This is a genomic window from Pseudomonas sp. 65/3-MNA-CIBAN-0223 (assembly GCF_040310425.1).
In the GTDB taxonomy this organism is placed as follows: domain Bacteria; phylum Pseudomonadota; class Gammaproteobacteria; order Pseudomonadales; family Pseudomonadaceae; genus Aquipseudomonas; species Aquipseudomonas gregormendelii.
In genome coordinates this window covers 313954-332986 of record NZ_JBEOPV010000001.1, presented here as the reverse complement: position 1 = coordinate 332986, position 19033 = coordinate 313954, and the positions used below count along the sequence as shown (strand labels likewise).

At 62.1% G+C, this 19033-nt stretch carries 15 protein-coding genes; 4 read left to right on the top strand and 11 right to left on the bottom strand.

Going from position 1 to position 19033, the window contains the following annotated elements:
• Positions 1-227 precede the first annotated feature (227 nt).
• The 4 genes from AAEZ09_RS01370 (at position 228) to dmpG (ending at position 3874) form a co-directional block, all read left to right on the top strand.
• Positions 228-1001: a glucose 1-dehydrogenase gene (locus AAEZ09_RS01370; protein WP_045058527.1), complete on the top strand. Its 774-nt coding sequence runs from the start codon at positions 228-230 to the stop codon at positions 999-1001.
• 69 nt (positions 1002-1070) lie between these two features.
• Positions 1071-1862, top strand: coding sequence for a fumarylacetoacetate hydrolase family protein (locus AAEZ09_RS01365; RefSeq protein WP_205893613.1), 792 nt, complete (start codon positions 1071-1073; stop codon positions 1860-1862).
• Between the two features lie 46 nt (positions 1863-1908).
• On the top strand, positions 1909-2835 hold the full coding sequence (locus AAEZ09_RS01360; protein WP_122839829.1) for an acetaldehyde dehydrogenase (acetylating): 927 nt from the start codon (positions 1909-1911) through the stop codon (positions 2833-2835).
• Between the two features lie 10 nt (positions 2836-2845).
• Positions 2846-3874 carry a 4-hydroxy-2-oxovalerate aldolase gene (gene dmpG, locus AAEZ09_RS01355; RefSeq protein ID WP_350597748.1) on the top strand — a complete coding sequence of 343 codons (1029 nt, stop codon included), beginning with the start codon at positions 2846-2848 and terminating at the stop codon, positions 3872-3874.
• A gap of 173 nt (positions 3875-4047) precedes the next feature.
• Here the strand turns inward: dmpG and AAEZ09_RS01350 are convergent, their stop codons facing one another.
• The 11 genes from AAEZ09_RS01350 to AAEZ09_RS01300 form a co-directional block, all read right to left on the bottom strand.
• Entirely contained in the window at positions 4048-4881 is an 834-nt protein-coding gene (locus AAEZ09_RS01350; protein WP_350597747.1) for an SDR family NAD(P)-dependent oxidoreductase, read from the bottom strand.
• Between the two features lie 12 nt (positions 4882-4893).
• Positions 4894-5661 (bottom strand): SDR family oxidoreductase, encoded by a 768-nt coding sequence (locus tag AAEZ09_RS01345; RefSeq protein WP_350597745.1) that lies wholly within the window; start codon positions 5659-5661, stop codon positions 4894-4896.
• A 135-nt stretch (positions 5662-5796) separates the two neighbouring features.
• Complete coding sequence (locus AAEZ09_RS01340) at positions 5797-7032, bottom strand: LuxR C-terminal-related transcriptional regulator (protein ID WP_350597743.1); 1236 nt, start codon at positions 7030-7032, stop codon at positions 5797-5799.
• A 147-nt stretch (positions 7033-7179) separates the two neighbouring features.
• Positions 7180-9612: an efflux RND transporter permease subunit gene (locus tag AAEZ09_RS01335; protein ID WP_350597741.1), complete on the bottom strand. Its 2433-nt coding sequence runs from the start codon at positions 9610-9612 to the stop codon at positions 7180-7182.
• Positions 9613-9626: 14 nt separating this feature from the next.
• Positions 9627-10613: a WD40/YVTN/BNR-like repeat-containing protein gene (locus AAEZ09_RS01330; RefSeq protein ID WP_045058535.1), complete on the bottom strand. Its 987-nt coding sequence runs from the start codon at positions 10611-10613 to the stop codon at positions 9627-9629.
• Between the two features lie 288 nt (positions 10614-10901).
• Positions 10902-11852 (bottom strand): bifunctional OB-fold nucleic acid binding domain-containing protein/MaoC family dehydratase, encoded by a 951-nt coding sequence (locus AAEZ09_RS01325; RefSeq protein ID WP_045058536.1) that lies wholly within the window; start codon positions 11850-11852, stop codon positions 10902-10904.
• A gap of 4 nt (positions 11853-11856) precedes the next feature.
• Positions 11857-13068 (bottom strand): thiolase family protein, encoded by a 1212-nt coding sequence (locus AAEZ09_RS01320; RefSeq protein ID WP_045058537.1) that lies wholly within the window; start codon positions 13066-13068, stop codon positions 11857-11859.
• A 91-nt stretch (positions 13069-13159) separates the two neighbouring features.
• Positions 13160-14827 carry a DUF1302 domain-containing protein gene (locus tag AAEZ09_RS01315; RefSeq protein ID WP_350597739.1) on the bottom strand — a complete coding sequence of 556 codons (1668 nt, stop codon included), beginning with the start codon at positions 14825-14827 and terminating at the stop codon, positions 13160-13162.
• Positions 14828-14894: 67 nt separating this feature from the next.
• Positions 14895-15980, bottom strand: coding sequence for an MBL fold metallo-hydrolase (locus tag AAEZ09_RS01310; protein WP_045058539.1), 1086 nt, complete (start codon positions 15978-15980; stop codon positions 14895-14897).
• Positions 15973-17826: a long-chain-acyl-CoA synthetase gene (locus tag AAEZ09_RS01305; RefSeq protein ID WP_350597737.1), complete on the bottom strand. Its 1854-nt coding sequence runs from the start codon at positions 17824-17826 to the stop codon at positions 15973-15975. Before AAEZ09_RS01305 ends, AAEZ09_RS01310 begins: the two co-directional genes overlap by 8 nt.
• Positions 17823-18908, bottom strand: coding sequence for an alkene reductase (locus AAEZ09_RS01300; RefSeq protein WP_350597736.1), 1086 nt, complete (start codon positions 18906-18908; stop codon positions 17823-17825). The genes AAEZ09_RS01305 and AAEZ09_RS01300 overlap by 4 nt, the downstream gene beginning before the upstream one ends.
• Between the last annotated feature and the right edge of the window lie 125 nt (positions 18909-19033).

The following is a 19033-nucleotide window of genomic DNA, read 5'->3' as shown; positions in this document are numbered from 1 at the left end:
GGGAGTACCGCTTGCGCCGGTTGCGAGAGCCGGGTTCTTCCTGGGTAGGCGCTGCCGCAGGCTGCGATCTTTTGATCCTGCTTCTAAAGAACCGGATCAAAAGATCGCAGCCTGCGGCAGCACCTACGGGGTATGTGCCCTGTTTGATAGTCCATTGAGACGATGCTGGCTACGGTCGTTGCGACGATAGTCAACCCATCAACCATCGACCCCACGGAGCAAGGGCCATGAGTATTTTGCAGCGTTTCCAGATGCACGGCAGCGTCGCCATCGTCACCGGCAGCGGCCGGGGAATCGGTCGGGCGATTGCCTTGGCGTACGCCGAAGCCGGCGCAGATGTGGTGTGCTCGGCGCGGTCACTGGACGAAGTTCAGGCCGTGGCCGAAGAAGTTCGCGGCCTTGGACGACGCGCCCTGGCGGTCGCGTGTGACGTCAACGACGCCGAGCAACGCCATGCGCTGGTGCGTCAGAGCGTGGAGCAAATGGGTCGTATCACTCACCTGGTGAACAATGTCGGCGGTGGCGGTCCGAATGATCCGCTGGCGATGTCACCCGAGCAGTTCGCTCAGGTGCTGAACTTCAACGTCGCCACCAGCTACGCCTTCTGCCAGTTGTGTGTGCCGCTGATGCGCGAGGCAGGCGGCGGCAACATCATCAATATCAGCTCGGTAGCGGCACGCTATGCACAGCGCCATTTCAGTGCCTACGGCACCGCCAAGGCTGCCCTCAGCCATCTGACCCGCCTGCTGGCCCAGGACTTCGCACCGCAGGTCCGGGTCAACGCTGTCGCACCCGGCCCTACCCTCACTGAAGCGCTCAATGGCGTGATGCCGAGTGCCATGCGCCAAGTCATGGAAAGCAACACTCCACTCAAGTGCCTGGGTACCCCGCAAGATATTGCTGCCGCCGCGCTGTATCTGGCCAGCCCGGCCTCGGCCTGGGTGACTGGCAAGGTTATCGACGTCGATGGCGGCGCTGACTCGTCGGTCTGGCCCGGCTAAGCAGCTGTTTTTGGCCCGCCCCTGATGACGCCGGGGCGGGTTTTTTTTCCACATGACTGGAGCCCTGCCATGGACGCTCATTTGATCAACACGCTGGGCGACGAATTGTTCAACGCCTTGCGCAGCCGTCAGACCCTGGCGCCCCTGACCCGGCGCTACCCTCAGATCACCCTGGAACAGGCCTACCGGATTTCCTTGCACTTCCTGCAACGTCGCGAGGCACTTGGCGAGCAGGTGATTGGCAAGAAAATCGGGGTGACCAGCCGCGCCGTACAGGAAATGCTGGACGTGCACCAGCCAGACTTCGGTTTCCTCACCAATGCCATGCAGGTCGAGGATGGCTGCGAAGTCAGCCTCGCCCGTTACAACCTGATCCAGCCGAGGGCCGAGGGCGAGATCGCCTTTATTCTCGGCGAAGATTTACAAGGCCCCGGCATCAGCGCCGAGGACGTACTCGCTGCCAGTCAATGGGTCGTCCCCTGTTTCGAGATTGTCGACTCAAGAATCGATGACTGGCAGATCCGTATCCAGGACACCGTGGCCGACAACGCTTCCTGCGGCGTGTTTGCCCTTGGCGCCCAGCGCACCGACCCGCGCTCGCTGGACCTTGCCGCGGTGCACATGCAAATGCTTAAAAACGGCCAGCCGGCAGGCTCGGGACTGGGCTCGGCGGTACAAGGCCACCCCTGCGCAGCCGTGGCCTGGCTGGCCAATACCCTGGGCGAGCTGGGCATTCCGTTCCGCCGCGGCGAGATCATTCTCTCCGGTGCCCTGGCGCCGCTGGTGCCCGTAGTCGCCGGTGACCAGATCAGTCTGTCCATGAGTGGCCTGGGCGAAGCCAGCCTGCGCTTTGTCCCTTGATCACCCTGCACGCCCTTCCCTTTCTCCCTTCCTGGAGCCAAAGACCATGAACAAAAAGATCAAATGCGCGCTGATCGGGCCGGGCAACATCGGAACCGACCTGTTGTACAAATTGATGCGCAGTGACGTGCTGGAACCGGTGTGGATGGTGGGCATCGACGCCACCTCCGAAGGCCTCGCCCGGGCTCGCGAGCTGGGCCTGAAGACCACGGCCGAGGGTGTCGACGGATTGCTGCCTCATGTGCTGGAAGACCAGATCCAGATTGCCTTCGATGCCACTTCGGCCTACGTGCACGCGCAAAATTCGCGCAAACTCAATGCCTTGGGCGTGTTGATGATCGACCTCACGCCAGCAGCCATCGGCCCGTATTGCGTACCGCCGGTCAACCTCAAGGCTCAACTGGGCCTGGGCGTCATGAACGTCAACATGGTCACTTGCGGCGGCCAGGCCACCATTCCGCTGGTGGCAGCGGTGTCCAGCGTACAGCCGGTGGAATATGCCGAAATCATCGCCACCGCCGCTTCGAAATCAGTCGGGCCCGGCACCCGAAAAAACATCGACGAATTCACCCGTACCACCTCCAGGGCAGTGGAAAAAGTCGGCGGCGCGAAGAAAGGCAAGGCAATCATCATCATCAACCCCGCAGAGCCGCCGCTGATCATGCGCGATACCGTGCATTGCCTGACAGTCACTGAGCCCGACCAGCCGGCGATCACGGCCGCTATCGAGGCCATGATCGAGCAAGTGCAGCGCTATGTGCCCGGCTACAAGCTGGTTAATGGCCCGGTGTTCGACGGCAATCGGGTGTCGATTTTCATGGAGGTCGAAGGCCTGGGCGACTACCTGCCCAAGTACGCCGGCAACCTCGACATCATGACGGCTGCGGCGGCACGCACGGCCGAGATGTTCGCCGAGGAAATCCTCAAGGGCGAACTGGTTCTGCAAGCCACCGGCTTAACCGCCAACGCATAAGGAAAAGACCATGGATCTTCGCGGCAAAAGCATTACCGTCCACGACATGTGCCTGCGCGATGGCATGCACCCCAAGCGTCACCAGATCAGCCTGCAACAGATGAAGGACATCGCCTGCGGCCTTGACGCGGCCGGCGTGCCGCTGATCGAAGTCACCCACGGTGACGGGCTCGGCGGCAGTTCGGTGAACTACGGCTTCCCGGCCCACACCGACGAAGAATACCTGTCGGCGGTAATTCCGCTGATGAAAAAGGCCAAGGTTTCTGCGCTGCTGCTACCGGGCATCGGTACAGTCGATCATCTGAAAATGGCCCATGAACTGGGCGTCAACACCATCCGGGTGGCCACCCATTGCACCGAGGCCGATGTCAGCGAGCAGCACATCTCCCACGCCCGCGGCCTGGGCATGGACACCGTCGGTTTCCTGATGATGGCTCACATGAACAGCCCCGAGGGCCTGGTCAAGCAAGGTTTGCTCATGGAAAGCTACGGCGCCAACTGCATCTACCTGACCGACTCGGCGGGCTACCTGCTGCCCCATGAAGTCAGTGCACGTGTGGCGGCGATGCGGGCAGCCCTCAAGCCAGGGACCGAGATCGGTTTTCATGGCCATCACAATCTGTCGATGGGTGTGTCCAACTCCATTGCCGCGATTGCCGCCGGGGCCAACCGCATCGACGCCGCCTGCGCGGGCCTCGGTGCTGGCGCAGGTAACACGCCGATGGAGGTGCTGGTGGCAGTGTGTGATCGCATGGGGATCGAAACGGGTGTCAGCGTATTCGGGATCCAGGACGTGGCCGAAGACCTGGTGGTGCCGATCATGGACTTCCCGATCCGCAGCGACCGTGATGCCCTGACCATGGGCTACGCCGGGGTCTATGGTTCCTTCCTGTTGTTCGCCAAGCGCGCCGAGAAAAAATATGGCGTGTCGGCCCGGGAAATCCTGGTCGAAATGGGTCGCCGCGGCATGGTCGGCGGCCAGGAAGACATGATCGAAGACACCGCCATGACCCTCGCCCGCCAGCGGCGGCAGGCGTAAAGATCCCACAGCCCGCTCCGACGCTTTCGCGGGCAAGCCCGCTCCCACAGGTTAAGTGATGTACGCAGGTTTTGTGTACGACACCGCAACTGTGGGAGCGGGCTTGCCCGCGATGAGGCCATGCCCGTCGCCCTCTATGCCAACTGGCCCACCGCTTTCACAAGCAGTTTCTGTCAACGCCAATCGGCGACGATGCCGTGCTCCAGCGCAAACGGCTGCGCAGCAATGGTCCGCCGTTGAAACCCGGATGCCTGTTCCGCCGTGGCCAGCCACAGCATCACCGCCGCCGGCACGTGGGGTGGAGCGCTGCCCGCACGCAGGGCGATCAGGCCTTTCTCGCCGATGGTCGCCTTGAGTGCCTCTGTGGTGACTACGCCAGGATTGAGCGTATAGGCGCGCACGCCAGCCTCCCCCAGTTCAGTGGTCAACACCCCGGACAATCGCGACACTGCCGCCTTGCCGGCGCCGTACGCATAACCCCAGCCGCCCTTGCCCGCAGCTACCGGTGGGTCGCTTTCGCCGGCACCGGAAGTGACGTTGATCACCACCCCGCCCCCGCGCGCCACCATGTGCTCGGCAACCGCCTTGGTCAGCAGGAACGGGGTGAGAATGTAGCCCTGGAACATCCGTTCCAGGGTCCGGGCCTGCAGGTCCATGAATCCGGCATTAAGGTCACTGCCCTGGTAGATCGCGTTATTGATCAGCACGTCGATGCGCCCGTACTCGGCCAGCACCGCCTGGCAGGCGGCCAGGGCCGAGGCGCTGTCGAGCAAATCCATCGGCACGACGAGCACCCGGCACCCCAGATCACGCAAGGCCTGCGCAGTACCATTGAGGCTGCCGGCCAGGGGCGCCCCGGCGGCGTCGCGCAGGGCATGCTCATGTTGTTCCCCCTCGTTGAGGGTACGGGCGCTGATCGCCAGGTCGAAGCCGGCGCGGGCGAATGCCAGCGCCGCCTCACGGCCGATGCCCCGGCTGGCGCCGGTGATGAATGCCACTTTGTTCATGCAAGTTCCTTTTTAGAAGCGCGTGGCGCGGACCATGGCGTCCATGCCGCCATCGACGAACACGACACTGCCATGAATAAACGAAGCCTGGGGCGATTGCAGGAAGGCAACTACTGCGGCAATTTCCGCAGGTTGTCCGGCACGACCCAGAGGTGCGACAAATTCGCGGGTAGCCTGGCCAAAACGCGAATCGTCCAGCGAGGCCTGGTGCAATGGCGTTTCAACCGCACCCGGCGCGACTACGTTCAAACGCATGCCCTGCTTGCCCCAGCTCACCGCCAGGCTACGGGCATGCTGGCTGATGGCACATTTGGAAGCAGCATAGGCGACGTGCGGTTGACCGAGGTCGTTGGCCAACTCAAGCGCCCGGGCCTCTTCACCGGCGATCATCGCGTTGGTCATCGGCTGGCCATCGGGCCCGGAATGAGTCGCCGCCACCGAGCCGATCACCAGCGCAGCCGGCTGTTGGCCCTTGGCCAACGCTCCCTGCAAGCCGTCGAGCAACTGGCTGACGCCGAAGTAATTCACCGCAAGGATCAAACCGCAGTTGGATGCCGTGACACCGACCCCGGCGCAACAGATCAGCCCATCGAGGACCCCACCGCTGAGTTCAAGCACTTGCCCGATGGCGGCCTCACGCCCTTGCGCAGTGGACAGGTCGGCGATCACTTCGGCGTTACTGCGATCGATCCCGATGACCTGATGCCCGGCGGCGCGCATGGCCGCAGATACGGCCGCCCCGATTCCCGAGGCGCTGCCGGTGATGGCTGTAATTGGCATGGTGATTCTCCGTGATTGGTCCGCCCAGTATCGACAGGGCGATCACGGGACGGCATCGTCTGTGCGGACTAAAAATGTGCTGCGTGAATGTTAGCTACGCCGGGCGGCGAATGGCCCGGCGAAGGGTGGGCAGGATCAGGCCTGACGGTAGATCGGCACGGCCAGCCGCAGCGGCGGCACCTTGATTTTTTCGGCCACCTTCAACGCGAGTTGCGGCTTGCCCAAGGCAACCACGCTGTTGAGCATGATGCGCACCAGTTCCGTCTGGCGTCGCACTCCGGTCTTGGAGAAGATGGAGCGCAAGTGTGCCCGCGCGGTGTTGCGCCGGATATTGAGCACTTCGGCAGCTTCCTCCAGGGACAAGCCGTTGGCGAGTTCCATGGCCAGGGCGGTTTCGGCCTTGGTCAGGTTGAACAGCTGCTTGGTCACCACTTCACTGGCCAGGGATTTGCTCGACGCATCGCGGATATACACCAACGCCGCCGGTTGCCCCTTCTCCTCTGCCCAGTCCAGTGATGGAATCGATTCGACGACCACGCCGAGGTTGACCAGGCCGGATGGACGCGTCACCGACATGGCCTCGGCGCTTTTTGGGGCATCGGGACAGAACGCGCCACGAATCAGGCGTTGCAACTCACGGTTATCGCTGGGATACGTCGCCTCAAGGCGTCCGCCCACCAGTTTCAAGCCATCGGAACGGGAAAGGATTTCCTGGGCCACGGGATTGATCTGCAACACACTGCCGCTCTCGTCGAGCACCAGGGTCGCCACCGATAACCGGCTGATGGCCTGGGAGTACAACTCGCTCAGCGATTCACTGCGGTCTCGCAAGTTATGCAGTTGGGAGGCACGTCGCAGGTGAGGCAGGAAGCTGGCGCACACTGCGCGGTCGTTGGCAGAGAAGTTGGGAGCCCGTTTGGGGCGAGTCATGCGCAAGCGCAGTTTGCCGCCGTCCGGTGTGGAAATATCGGCACACATTAAGTGGTACACGTCATAGGGTTCGCAGAACATTTTGTAGTAGCCGTTCTGCTCCCATTGCGTTGCGCTCATGAGGTCGTCCACGGTGAACACATGGTCCAGCGGCTGGTTGGAGAACGGCGAATCGATTTGCGGGTAGGTCATGTAGCAGATATCACCGGCGCCTTCGATGTCACCGACGATGATCATCACGCCGGTTTCGGGTTGCTCCGGCACCCGCAGGATCAAGGTGACGTAGTTGGCACCGTAGAGTTTGAGAAAGCTTCGAAGGGCGTGGGCCATCAGCTTTGGATCCAGGGCGCCTTCGTAGATTTCGCCCACCAACTGGTTGTAGTGCGTGAGATCGAGGCCAAGACTGGCCAGGGCCTGGTGCGTCAAGTCAGCGTTTTGCATAGTCTTATCTCGCTCGGGTAAGGACTGCGCCCTTCCCTTGTTATTTTTATAATTTCGGCTGGGGGAACCCGGGTTCCCCCTCATTCGACTGCAACTTCTCAGCCAGTTTCCCTAGTGTGTGCGGACTCCACAATAGGTCGGACAGGTTTATTTTTCGCCTCCTCGATCACGCTCGGCCGGGCTGTTTTTCAGACGAAACTGCCCTTGTAACGGCACCGGCTGGCGCATTCTGTCGGCGACCAACGGCCGCCCACGATTGAACCAGGCGGCCAGCGCCGGAAGGAGGAAAATTGCCCCCAGCACGTTGACCAGAAACATGAACGACAGCAACACACCCATGTCAGCCTGAAACTTCAGCGGTGCGAACGCCCAGGTGCACACGCCAATGGACATGGTCACGGCCGTGAATACCGCCGCCGTGCCGCGTTGGCACATGGCCTGGTAGAACGCCTCGCGCAGATTGGCTCCGCGCAGCATTTCGTGCTGAATACGTTCGTACAGGTAAATGCCGTAGTCCACGCCCACTCCGACACCCAGCGCCATGACAGGCAAGGTGGAGACCTTCAGGCCGATACCGAGCATGGTCATCAGTGCGTTACACAGAATAGCGACAATCGCCAGCGGCACCAGAATGCACAACACCGCGCGGATGGATAAGAAAGTCAGCCAGCAAAACAGTGCCACTGATCCAAACAACGCCCCGAGCATGATCACTTCCGCACGCTTGACCGCCTCGTTGGAGGCCGCCATAACCCCCACGTTGCCACCCGCCAGGAGGAACTCGACTTGCGGCGAGCTGACTTCGGCAATGATCCGCCTCGCTTCAGTGATCGCATGGCTGACCGTGCTGCCTTCGTGGTCGGTGAGGAACACCAGGATCTGCATCTGCTGGCAACCGTCGGTGACCAGGCCATCATCCGGCATATAGGCCCGAGCGCCCTGACTCAGGCCGCGGGGTGATCCCGGTATCGCCGCCCAGCGCGGATTGCCTTCGTTGTTGCCAGCAATCACCCGTTTGCCCATGTCCGCCACGCTTTGAATCGACTGCACACCCGAGACGGTACGCATGCGGAAATCGAAGGCTTCCACCGCGCGCATCACGGTAGGCGACAAGCAGCCCTCTTCGACACCCTTGACCTGGACGAACACTGACATCACATCCAGCCCGATGGAGTAGCTGCTGATGATCCTGGCGTTGTCCTGGTTGTAGCGCGAATCAGCGCGCAGTTCCGGCGCGCCCGCGCCGATATCACCCACTGCCAGGTCGCGAGCCTTGTAGGCCCCGGCCGCCAGCAGCAACAGACTGACAACAAATACCCCAAGGGCAGGCCCAGGCTCGGCCAGTGCCGACAAGCGCCACCACAGGGGGTGCCTGCCCGCCGGCCGCGATTGCGCCCGACGCAACAGCGCAGGTTCCAGCCGCAGGTAGGAAATGATCACCGGCAGCATCAGTTTGTTGGTGATGATCATCAACATGACGCCGATGCAGGCCGTCACGCCCAATTCGTGAACGATCGGAATGTCGATCATCATGATCACTGCGAAGCCCAGGGCATTCATCAGCAAGGCCAGCGAGCCCGGGATAAAGATCTTGCAGAACGCCGAGCGCGCCGCTTCCTTCGACGTACTGCCGGCCAGCACGTCTTGTTTCCAGGCGTTGGTCATCTGCACCGCATGGGACACGCCGATGGAGAAAATCAGGAATGGCACCAGGATCGACATCGGATCGATCCCCAGGCCCAGCAGCGGCAGCACACCCAGCAACCAGACCACCGGCAGCAACGCGACCAGCAACGCCACTACTGTCAGGCGCAGGGACCGCGAATACAGCCACAGCAGCAACCCGGTGATGACGAAGGCCACCACAAAGAAACCGATCACCGTGTTCAACCCTTCAACCACATCCCCCACCAGTTTGGCGAAGCCGACAATGTTGATCTCGATATTGGGGCTGTTGTACTTGCTGCGGACCTCTTCCAGACGCTTGGCGATCTCGACATAGGACACCGGCTGGCCAGTCTTGGGATCGACGTCCTGCAAGTCGGCGCGGACCATGGCCGACTTGAGGTCGTTGGCCACCAGACGACCGACCTGCCCGGAGGCCGCCGTGTTGCTGCGCACCTGCGCCAGGTCTTCTGGAGTACCGCTGAAACGCGGAGGCACTACCACATCACCGAAGAACCCTTCTTCGGTGATTTCGATATAGCGCACATTCGCGGTAAACAGCGACGTCACGCTGGGGCGACTGACCCCGGAAATGAAAAACACGTCGTCGGTGACCTTGCGCAGGGTCTCCAGGTACTCGTTGTTGTAGATGTCGCCTTCGCCTTTCCAGCGCACGCTGACCAGGAAACGGTTGGCACCCGTGAAGTAGCGGCTGAACTGGAGAAAATTGATCATGTACTCGTGACGCACCGGGATCTGTTTGTTGAAACCCGGATCCAGTTGCGTATGGGTGGCGCTGTAGCCAAGGCCCAGCGTCACCAGGACGAACAACACCAGCAGCCCCTTGCGCCAGGCCATCAGGTGGTCGGCGCACGTTTCGACGCAGCGCGTCACCCAGTGTTTAGCTTGATTCATTGACCGCCTCTCATTTACTGGGTGGCCTGTGTGGCCACTAGGGCAGCGACGCTGCCACCTGAGCCCTGCAACACGCCGCGCTCGCCACCTACCAGCAGTCGCGAGCCCACCATCGTCGCCGAGGTCAACGTGCCAAGACCGGCCAGGCGTCCGACGCCGACGAGCGCGCCCTGTGCATCCAGGCGTACCACCGAACTGCCGGCCCCGACGATCACCAGGCCGGAGTGATCGGGCAGTAACACATGGCCGTACAACGGCAGTTGGTTACCGAGCTTGATCTGGGTCCAGCTGTCGCCGAAGTCGTGGCTGACGAACACATGCCCGCGCATGCCGTAGGTCACCCAGTTGTTCGCACTCAAACGCACAATGCCGAACAGCGAACCGCTGTAGAACGCCGGCAGGGGCTGCCAGTGCTGGCCGCTGTCGGTAGTACGCAGCACCAGGCCCTGCTCGCCCACCAGCATGCGTCGGCCATCGTTGCCACCTGCCATGCTGTTCAGGTGCGCGCTGTCGATGTCCAGCTGCCGCGGTGCCCAGGTTTGTCCGCCATCCAGAGATTGATAGAACTTGCCGAAGCTACCGAACGCCATGACGCTGTCGCCACCGCCGGTCCAGATGCCAAGCAGCGGCTCGCCCAGATCGCTGTCGTAACGTATTTCCTGCCAGCTGCTGCCGGCATCCTCGGAACGCAGGATCCAGCCATCATGTCCCACGGTCAGCAAACGCTTGGCGTCAAGCGCCACCACTGCAGTCAGTGTGGCATTGCGCTGCGTTGCGACGCTGGCTGGCTGCCAACTGACGCCCTGATCATCGCTGAGCAAAATGCTGCCACGTTCGCCCACGGCCACCACTCGGGCGCCAAGATTGAGCAGGCCGTTGATCTGCACCCGGTCCGGGCGCGTGGCCAACAGTTCTGCTTGCGGAGGGGATTTGGGGGAAAAGGTGTAGCCAATGGTCAAGGCGACCACCAGGCAGACCGCGTAGCCGATCACCGAGCGCATGAGCAACGCTCCTGTTCGGGGACGGCGTGGATAAGGCAAGTCATAGGGACAATCCTCTTGTTTTTGTCACGCACCAAGGCATGCGAGGCAATCGAGATGGGCGTTGCCTCTGGATCAATAGTCGGTGCAAGGAATGGGTGGCACATCGTCCAAATGGCTTATGCAACTGTGGGAGCGAGCCTGCTCGCGATGGTGGTAGACCCGTGGGCATTGATGCCGACAGGTATGGCCTCTTCGCGAGCAGGCTCGCTCCCACAGGAGATCACCGCTCATTGGATTGGGTGGCGATCAAGCCATGTACAGGATCACCAGGTCGTTGATCACCGACGGCCGGTCCTGGCCCACCACATGAATGTTGAGTTCCAGGGTGAGCTGGGTGCCACGGGCCAGGATTTCGACTTTTTTCACCCGGGCCCGCGAATGGATGCGCGAGCCGGCTGGTACAGGCGCAGGGAAGCGCAGGCGATCGGAGCCATAATTGATCTGAGTGGTGAAGCCGCTGATTTCGAAGCCCAACGCCAATTTCATCCGCGACTGCAGCACTTGCACCAGCGCACCATGGGCAATGGTGCCGCCGAATGGACTTTGCAGCCGCGCCCGCTGCGGATCGGTATGAATCCAGTAATCGTCCCCCGACAACCGCGCAAAGTCGTCGATCAGCGCCTGGTCGACCATCACCACATTGCTCCAGTCGCTGTATTGCTCACTGACCAGCGCCTGCAAGGCCGGCCCGTCGTTGAGGTCGACCTGTCGCGCGGGAGGTTGTGCCGCCGTTGAAGGCGCCGGCTCGCTGCCCATTGCGGGCAGCGGCTCAAGGCTCGCCGCATCCTTGTCAGTGCCGGTGAAGCGCAGCAGACGATTGCCCTTGGCGTCGACTTCGGCGAACACCGGCTGCAAGGCCATACCGATCTCGATTTCGTTTTCCTCAAGGCCGACCAGGTTGGTGTTGATGCGCACCCCTTCGGCCAGCTCGACCACCGCCAGTTTCTGCGGCATCTCATCCATGAAATCGGGCAAGGTCGCGATGCGCGTCACGGTATAGCTGTACAGCGTTGCTGCGCCGTCGACTTCGCGCCAGGCCAGGTCGTGTTCCAGGCACACAGGGCAATGTCGGCGCGGGTAGAAGTTCCAGTGTGCACAGGCATTGCACTGCTGGATCAAGAGTCGGCGAGCCTTCAGACCCTCCCAGAAGGGCGCGGAGATCTGTGTCGCCACGGGCATCGGTTTGTTGTTGGACATGTGCTTATGCTCCCTGAAGTATCAATGCGCCCTGCTCACTCATTACGCCACCGGTGCCCGAGACGTAGACGCTGTCGCAGCGACCCAGTTGCCGTTCACCGGCAGTGCCAGCGATTTGCGTCACCGCCTCGATCACCTGGCTCATGCCACCGGCCGAGGCCGACTGGCCGAAACTCAGTTGTCCGCCATGGGTATTCATCGGAAAATCACCACGCCAGGTCAGGTCGTGTTCACGCACAAACGCCATGCCCTCACCCTTGGCGCAGAAACCGGCATCCTCAAGGGTCAGCAAGGTGGTAATGGTGTAGCAGTCGTAGATCTGCGCGGCATCGACGTCTTGTGGCTTGAGCCCAGCCATGGCAAAGGCTCGCTGGGAAGCCGGACCAATTGGCGTGTGCAGCATGTCCTCGGCATAGGACGGCGACTTGAATGCCAGGTGTTCGCCAAACCCGGTGATGAAGGCCGGACGCTTGCGGGCCCGCGCGGCCACTTCCTTGTTGGTGATAATCATCGCGGCGCCGCCGGCCACCGGCATGACGATTTCCAGGACGTGCAAGGGGTCGGCCACCATCTTGCTGGCCAGCACCTGCTCGATGGTCAACGGCTGGCCATAGAACATTGCTTGCGGATTGGCCAGGGCGTTAGTGCGCTGGTCCACGGCAATTTTGGCCATGGCCCGCTGGTCGTAGTCGTAGTGCGCGGCATAACGCTGGGCGATCATCGCGTAGCCGGTGTTCTGACCCATGTGCCCGTAAGGCAGATCGAATTCAGCCTCGGGCGCGCCGAATGCCGTGCTATGCCCGCCAAAGCGCATGGACCGGGCCATCCAGCCAGGATCCTCATCGGGCCCCAATGGCGCCATGCGTGCAGGGATCACGCATAGCACGGCCTGGCATAGCCCCAATTCGATTGCGGCGGCGGCGCGCCAGACCATACCGACCGAGGTGCAGCCCCCCAGGTCCACCACTTCGGCAAAGTTCAGTCGCAAGCCCAGGTACTCGGCAGCCATCGCCGGTACAAACACCGAGGCCTCATGAAAATGTGGACCGTTGATCACCAACCCGTCGAGGTCCGAGGCCTTGAGGCCGGCATCGCGCAGGGCCTGCGCTGCCAGGTCGGCCACCTGCTCGAGGTGAAACATCTTGGGTGCGGTCGAATACTTCTCCGGTTTGTACTGTGCGGTGCCAACAATGGCCGCATGCCCTTTGAGCCCCATTAGTGCCTCCATGCCGAAGCGTTACGCTGCGGCTTTTTCCAGTGTGTTGAGGTCCGGGCGCAGCAAGGCGGCCGCGGACCTTTGTGGTCGATCAGAAGGTGTATTTCATCGAGAATGTGGCGTAGTCGCGGTCAGCGAACGGACGGTCGATCGGGTCCGCCTCGCCCAGATAGGCGATGTATTTCAAGCCGACTTCCAGGTTGCTCAAGTATTTGAACGTGGTGCCCATGCTCAGGCGTCGGTCGCCCTGCACCCCGGAGATGCTTCCGGACATGGGCGTGGAGCCGCTGAAGACATTGGAGAAACTGAAGGGGACTTCCAGATCCCAGCCTTGGAAAACCCCCGGATAACTGAACGATGCGCCCACGGTGTAGGCGCTGGAAGATTTGGTGCGGTAGCCTGCACCGGTGCTGTAGGTGTAGTCATCGGAAGCCGCCACGAGAGATGCCACGGAAGGAAGGAGGTTTACACCCTGCAGGTTCGGCGCGGCCGAAGCGGCTTCGACGCTGTCGACCTGCACCCGGATGACTTCGGCGGTCAGCGTCGTCTGGCTGGCCCAGGGACGGTCCCCCAGGATTCGCAACGCTGACAATTGCATTTGCTGGCCCTTGCCCCTGGCCGGGACAGCCCCAAGACCTGTGTTGACCATCACCGGCGCACCGTCGCGATACGACCATTCGGCGCCGATCTGGGTATCGCCGAGCTTGGTCGAGGCACTGATGCCGGTCAGCTTGATGTCTTCGAAGTACTTGATTCGATAACCATTGATGGCGAAGGCGTTGAGGCCTCCGCCCACTGGCCGCGGGTCGTAGCCGACCAGGGCGGTGGCCGGATTCTTGTCGTGGTAATTGACGTGGAACAGCGACAGTTCGATGGCCTGTACCGGGCGGTAGCGAACCTGAACGCCCCACTGGCCGCTATCGCGGGGTTCGTCGGTGCCGCGGTAGGCGATCTTCTGGCCGTTGGCATAGATGAATTCACGCCCGGGCCCGACCACATCGCTGCTCGACAAGTAGCTGCCCACCGGCGGCAATTCAGTACCCTTCCATTCGTACTGCACGTAAGCGCCGAGGGTGATGTTGGGGTTGAGGCGGAAAGAGCCGGAGAACTGGCCCACCGGCAACAGAATCTCCTTCACTTCAACACCCGGCTGGGATGCTTTGACCGCGTCGGAAGGGTTCTGAACGCCGTTCACACCGGGGTAGAACAAACTCTCGCCCCAGGATTCGATGTGCCGACCGGCCTTGACGTCAAGCATGGTGTTGTTGTCAAAGCGCCAGCCGCTGAACACGTAGGCATCCAGCAGTTTGCTGCGACCGCCACTGTAGTAACGGGTGTCACTGGTGAACTCGTCGTTGCTGCCGTTCTTGTTCACGGTGGCGGGCGAGTCGTTATCATTTTTGCGATGGTAGACATCGTCATAGAAGGTACTGCCCCGCACCACCGCGCCGTAGTTGTCCTTGCGCAGGATCATTTCACCCAGCGCCCCTACGCGGTTGGTGGTCAGGCTGCCACTGTCGAAGTTGCGGTTGGCATCGTCGGCGTTGACCGTCAGCAAGCGATCGCTCTGGCTGCCAGTACGCACACCGAGGCCGTAGCTGGTGGTCACTGACCAGTCGATGGTCGCGCCGTTGTCGAACTCGATGGTTTCACCGGCCCATACCGGTGTCGACACCAGCGCAATGGCCGCCGCCAGGCTGGTGACCTGAAACGCGCTTGAACCGATGACCGTAGAGTTATTGTTGTTTTTGTTGATCACACTGACTCTCCTGAAGGGCAACCGGTTGGCTGCCTGGAATGTTCAACACTGCTGCCGTGCCGTCCGCTCAAAACACCTTGAGCGATGTCACCGCGCACGCTCCCCTTACAGCACGCCGGTAGCGATATAGCCCCCGGTCCTCTTCCCGCTCCAGCGACCCTTCGGCCACCAGGTAGTTGGCATGGGCCAACGTTTCGCCAAGCGCCATCAGTTCGTCGAAACGACCCGACAGTTTGGGAAACAGCAAAGCCATCAGTTCGAGCACGGTGCGCGGCTCGTCACAGTTGGCCAGCATCAGTGCCAGATGCCCGCGGTGATGGTCCTCCAGCTGATCCAGGCGCTGATGCAAATTGAAGAACGGCCGCTCGTGTGCAGGTAGCACCAGCACACTGTCGGGCAGACTGCGCAGGTGTTCGATGGAGTCGAGCCATTCGCGCAGTGGGTTGGCCAACGGCTCTGTGGCATGCACACCGACGGTGGAGGTGATGCGCGGCAACACCTGGTCGCCAGAGATCAGCAAGTCGTCATCGGCGGCGTACAGGCACGCATGCTCCGGCGAGTGACCGCGACCGATGACCACCTGCCAGGTACGACCGCCGATGTGCAGGCAGCTGCCCTCGCGCAAACGGCGGAAATGGTTCAGCGCAGCTGGCAGGAAATGCGCGTTGCTCATCACCGCGAACATCTCGGCACTCTGCTCGTCGCTGACGCCGGCCTTGCGGTAGAAATCGAGAAGGTCCCAGCCCGGTGGTTGCTCGGCGGGAAACCTGACGTGCAGTGACTGGAATTCGCTGGCGGTCATATACACCGGGCAGTGGAAACGCTCCGACAGCCATGCGGCCACACCGGCATGGTCAGAGTGGAAGTGGGTACACACCACCGCCAGCAGAGGCAGCCCGCCACACACGTCGCCGAGCACCCGGTCCCAGACTTCTCGGGTTTGCGCGGTGTTCATGCCGGTGTCCACCACTACCCAGCCGTCGGTGTGACGCAGCAGATAGAGGTTGATGTGATCCAGGCGAAACGGCAGCGGCATGCGCAACCACCACACACCCGGCGCCACTTCAAGCACCTGTCCGGAATCCGGCGGCTGTGGCCAGGGATAGCGCAAGCCGCTGCGCAGTTCGTGACCGTTGGCGTCGAGATCAGCCATGGTCGGCCACCGCGAAGGGCGCCAGGCCAGCCCGCTCCAGAGCTGCTTGCGAGTAAGGCACATAGGTGCGGACCTGTTCGTCGCGGATGAACAATGGGTCGCCGCAACGCTTCGGGCAGTAGCCCTGGCGCTGTAGGTCAACCTTGCGCAGCTTGAAGCTCGCCGTCAGGTCGGCCGTTTGGGTAACCCGCACGAACACCGGAGCCGCGTAGCGCGGCAGGCGCGCTTCAGTCACGGCATACAGTGCGGCCGGATCAAACACCTGGCCCGCCTGCATCTGGACCGCGGCCATGCCAGCGCGGCCTTCATGGCCCGGCACCTGCACCCCATAGATATTCACCAGTTCCAGGCCCTTGAGATCTCCCAGGGCGTCCGCCACTTCCTGGGTCGAAACGTTCTCGCTCTTCCAGCGATAGGTATCGCCGATGCGGTCGACGAAGTAGCAATAGCCCTCAGCGTCCTCGCGCAACAAGTCGCCGGAACTCCACCAGGCATCGCCTTCGCGCAACACATTGCGGCGGATCTTGCTCTCGGTTGCCTCGCTTGAGGTGTAGCCCTCGAAACGCCCGCCACCAATGTCCGGGTGGTCGACGATAAAGCCCATGGCCTCACCGATCTCCCCCACTTTGCAGACTTGATAGAAACCGTTTTCGTCCCGCGGATGGCAGTCGTTTTCGATGTCGTAACGCACCAGCCGCAAATTGGTCTTGTTCCAGTCCGGCACGCGTCCGCAAGAACCGAAATAGTTGTCGACGTTGATCACCGCCGCATTGGCTTCGGTGGCGCCCCAGCCCTCGAACACCTGGATCGGACCGAAGCGCTCCAGCCAGCGCTGCCAGGAATCCGGCGACAGCCCGGCGCCGAGCATGCAGCGCAAGCTGTGCTCGCGCTCACCGGCGCGCACCGGCTGATTGAGCAGATAGCGGCAGATTTCACCGATGTACTGGAAGATGCTGATCCGATGACGGGCCACGTCCTTCCAGAACTCACGCACGCTGAACTTGCGGCGCACTACGATGGCTGCACCGGCGCGCAGCGCGGTAGAGGTGACCGAGGTGGCTGCGGCGCCGTGGTACAGCGGCAGGCAGCAATAGAACACATCCTCGCAAGTGGCTTGCAGGGTGACTTCCATCACATCGCCCGAGGACATCCAGCGCATGTGGCTGTAGCGCGCCGCCTTGGGCAAGCCGGTAGTGCCCGAGGTAAAAATAAGCAGGGTCGGCGCCTGCGCTTCGATGTGCGCGCGAATATCGCGTGGAAACGGCGTGCGCGGCGCTTTTTCCAGGCGTGCATCGAAATGCCCGTCGATCACCTTGGGCAGCGGTCCGCTCCAGGGGTTTTCCGCGTCGCGTATCAGCCAGCATGGCAAGTCCGGAAAGCTTTCGGTGGCCTGTATATTGGCCAGGCATTCTTCACCGATCACCAACGCCTTGGCGTCGGTGGTGTGCAATGCATGCAGCAACGCACGGCCGTTTACCTGGGTATTGATGAAGGCCACCACCACTCCCAGCTTCACCAGGCCGAACCAGGTGCAGAAGAACGCCGGGCGGTTTTCCATGGCCAGGGCACAGACATCACCGGCGCGCAGGCCGTTGGCGTAAAAAGTGTGGGCCATCTGATTGGCCCGGGCATCGACTTCCTGGTAGCTCAGCGCCTGCTCGCCGTAGATCAGAAATGTGCGTTCACCCTGCTCGCGCGCCTGTTGCTCCAGGCGGTCCGCCAGGGTATGCCGATCACTCGGCTTGATCAGCCCGGCCGCCGCCGAGCGCCGGTCAAGCAGTGCCTGGGTCTGCTCCCGTGGTACCGCGCGGGTCGGCAGGAGGTGGCTGACGTCATTCAGGTTCATCGCGCCACCTCCTGCGCATTCGCTTGATAAGTGGGGTAATCGGAGTACCCGGCCCGACCCGGCGTATACAGGGTCTTGCGGTTGAAGCCACTCAGAGGCAGGCCATGCTTCAAGCGCTCCACCAGATCAGGGTTGGCAATAAAGTGACGGCCAAACGACACGGCAGCCCCCTCGCCCGACGCGAGAGCGGCACTGGCCGAGTGGCCGTCGAAACCATCATTGAGAATCAAGGCATGGGGACTGTGGCGACGCGCCAGGGCGAAGGCATCGAGGTCGGCCAGAGGCGAGCGCATGATGTGCAGGTATGCCAGCCCTAACGGCGCCACAGCTTCACACAAGGCGGCCGCCGTCCCTGCGGGATCGCGGTCGTCAATGTCGTTGTAGGGATTACCGGGGCACAGGCGAAAACCGACACGGCCAGCGCCGATCGCACTGGCCATGGCCTCGATGACTTCCTTGGCGAAACGCACCCGTCCGGTCACGTCGCTGCCGTAGGCATCGCTGCGCTGGTTGCTGCCTGAGGCCATGAACTGCATCGGCAGGTAACCGCTGGTGCAGTGCAGTTCGACACCGTCGAAGCCCGCCAGGCGCGCATTCAGTGCGGCCTGACGGTAGTCTTCGATGACCTCGCCAATGCCTTGGAGGCTCAGCGCCAGCGGCTCGTCAGTGTCCACCAGGCCGGCGGCGTCGCTGAACACCTGTGTGCGCGCACGCAATGCCGACGGCGCCACCGTGGCCGCCCCGACTGGCTTGTTGTGCCGGCTGGCGGCACGACCGACATGCATCAGCTGCAGGACGATGCGCCCGCCCTCGGCATGCACCGCCTCGGTGACACGCCGCCAGCCGACGATCTGCTCATCGTTATAGATGGCCGGGGTGCGACAATAGCCCAGACCGCTCGCGGAAGGCGCGGTGCCCTCGGCCACGATCAACCCGGCGCCGGCCCGCTGGCGGTAGTACTCGACCATATCGCTGCCGGGTACTGCATCGGCTAGGGCGCGGCTGCGCGTCATGGGGGCCATGACGATGCGATTGGCCAGTTGCAGTTCGCCCAGGGCGACCGGCTCGAACAAGACGCTCATTGCAATTCCTCAGCTTCTTATTGTTTTCAGGCTTTTCCAGGGCCTGCCACAGCGTGGGCAAACCCTGACAGGCCAGCGAATATGGGCTGAATGATTGACCGTGAGCACATGCGAAACATCGTCCG

Bases quoted from the DNA above. Each gene is read 5' to 3' on its own strand.
- AAEZ09_RS01370 (WP_045058527.1), top strand. From the start codon at position 228: ATGAGTATTTTGCAGCGTTTCCAGATGCACGGCAGCGTCGCCATCGTC.
- AAEZ09_RS01365 (WP_205893613.1), top strand. From the start codon at position 1,071: ATGGACGCTCATTTGATCAACACGCTGGGCGACGAATTGTTCAACGCC.
- AAEZ09_RS01360 (WP_122839829.1), top strand. From the start codon at position 1,909: ATGAACAAAAAGATCAAATGCGCGCTGATCGGGCCGGGCAACATCGGA.
- dmpG (WP_350597748.1), top strand. From the start codon at position 2,846: ATGGATCTTCGCGGCAAAAGCATTACCGTCCACGACATGTGCCTGCGC.
- AAEZ09_RS01350 (WP_350597747.1), bottom strand. From the start codon at position 4,881: ATGAACAAAGTGGCATTCATCACCGGCGCCAGCCGGGGCATCGGCCGT.
- AAEZ09_RS01345 (WP_350597745.1), bottom strand. From the start codon at position 5,661: ATGCCAATTACAGCCATCACCGGCAGCGCCTCGGGAATCGGGGCGGCC.
- AAEZ09_RS01340 (WP_350597743.1), bottom strand. From the start codon at position 7,032: ATGCAAAACGCTGACTTGACGCACCAGGCCCTGGCCAGTCTTGGCCTC.
- AAEZ09_RS01335 (WP_350597741.1), bottom strand. From the start codon at position 9,612: ATGAATCAAGCTAAACACTGGGTGACGCGCTGCGTCGAAACGTGCGCC.
- AAEZ09_RS01330 (WP_045058535.1), bottom strand. From the start codon at position 10,613: ATGCGCTCGGTGATCGGCTACGCGGTCTGCCTGGTGGTCGCCTTGACC.
- AAEZ09_RS01325 (WP_045058536.1), bottom strand. From the start codon at position 11,852: ATGTCCAACAACAAACCGATGCCCGTGGCGACACAGATCTCCGCGCCC.
- AAEZ09_RS01320 (WP_045058537.1), bottom strand. From the start codon at position 13,068: ATGGGGCTCAAAGGGCATGCGGCCATTGTTGGCACCGCACAGTACAAA.
- AAEZ09_RS01310 (WP_045058539.1), bottom strand. From the start codon at position 15,980: ATGGCTGATCTCGACGCCAACGGTCACGAACTGCGCAGCGGCTTGCGC.
- AAEZ09_RS01305 (WP_350597737.1), bottom strand. From the start codon at position 17,826: ATGAACCTGAATGACGTCAGCCACCTCCTGCCGACCCGCGCGGTACCA.
- AAEZ09_RS01300 (WP_350597736.1), bottom strand. From the start codon at position 18,908: ATGAGCGTCTTGTTCGAGCCGGTCGCCCTGGGCGAACTGCAACTGGCC.